The sequence below is a fragment of the Methylobacterium sp. E-041 genome (genome assembly GCF_022829665.1).
Classification (GTDB): domain Bacteria; phylum Pseudomonadota; class Alphaproteobacteria; order Rhizobiales; family Beijerinckiaceae; genus Methylobacterium.
Window position 1 is genome coordinate 1 of sequence record NZ_JAKSYQ010000255.1, and the last position, 1,206, is coordinate 1,206.

Annotated in this window: 2 pseudogenes; one reads left to right on the forward strand and one right to left on the reverse strand. The window is 62.9% G+C overall.

Annotated features, from left to right (window positions below):
• The first annotated feature begins 37 nt into the window (after positions 1 to 37).
• Positions 38 to 785, forward strand: a pseudogene (locus MKK70_RS23270) (IS6 family transposase).
• A gap of 294 nt (positions 786 to 1,079) precedes the next feature.
• Here the strand turns inward: MKK70_RS23270 and MKK70_RS23275 are convergent.
• A pseudogene (locus MKK70_RS23275) lies at positions 1,080 to 1,206 on the reverse strand (IS5/IS1182 family transposase); the annotation flags it as partial.

A 1,206-nucleotide genomic window follows, 5' to 3' on the forward strand; every position in this document is an offset into this window, starting at 1 on the left:
CCTGACCAGCTTGCCGCCTCCGCCTTGAAGCAGGCCGATGATCCTGTCCGCTATCGCCGCCAAGCTGGAGCAGCGCTCCAAGGCTGACTTCAATGGCCGGCACTACGAGGCGTCGCTCATCCTGCAGGCCGTCTCCTGGTACCTGCGCTATCCGCTCAGCTACCGCGATATCGAGGAGTTGTTCCTGGAGTGTGGCCTGGAGGTCGATCACAGCACCCTGAACCGCTGGGTCTTGGCGTACGCGCCGCTGATCGAGAAGCTGTTGCGGCAATTCCGCAGACCGCACTGTGGCTCGGTCCAGATGAAACGTACATCAAGGTGTGAGGTGAGTGGCGCTACCTATACCGAGCCGTCGATAAGCACGGCAATCCGGTCGACTTCCTGCTGACCGCCAACCGCGATCTCGATGCGGCCAAGCGCTCTTTTCGCAAGATGCTTTCGGCCGAGCCGTTGCTCGCCTCAGACCGCATCGGCACGGATGGCGCCGGCACCTACCCGCCGACCATCGCCGAGAGCCGCAAGGCGGGCCTGCTGCCGGGAACGCCGGTTCACTACGTCACCAAGCATCTGCAGCGGGTATCGAGAGCGACCACTTCTGGGTGAAGCGGTCGATGCCGCGGGTGGGTGGCTTCCGCTCGTTCAACACGGCGCGGCGCACGATCTGCGGCTTCGAGGCCATGCTGTGGCTGCGCAAGGGCTTCGGCTTTGCCGGCGCATGGACCGTGCGCGAGCAGAACCGGATGCTTGCCGTCTGCTTCGGACTTCCACAGGGAAACAAAACATGAAAATGGGGAGGTAGAGGCCTTTCTACGCCGTATACCCAAAATTGCGACAGGCCCCGATCGACTGCACCTACCTGCAGAACCTGCGCCTCGCCGAAAATCGTCGGACGGGGCGGGGAAAAAATAACGACCCGCCTTCCGGGGCCGCCGCCATCACCCAGCCTACCCGGCATGCGGCAAGCCATCATCGGACGGCTGTTTGCCAGCCTCGTCCCGCCGGTCCTGTGCCCACACTGTCAAAGACGCTTCAGGCTGCCCTCTCACATCAAAGTGCCCAGGTAGTGCTAGGTCGCGGACTCATAAAGTTCGCAGCCAGACCCGGACGGCAGCGAGTTTGACGCTGGCGAGGAAGTTATCGGGATCCTTGTCGTAGCGGGTGGCGACGGCGCGGAAGTGCTTGATCTTGCTGAAGAAGCGCTCGACC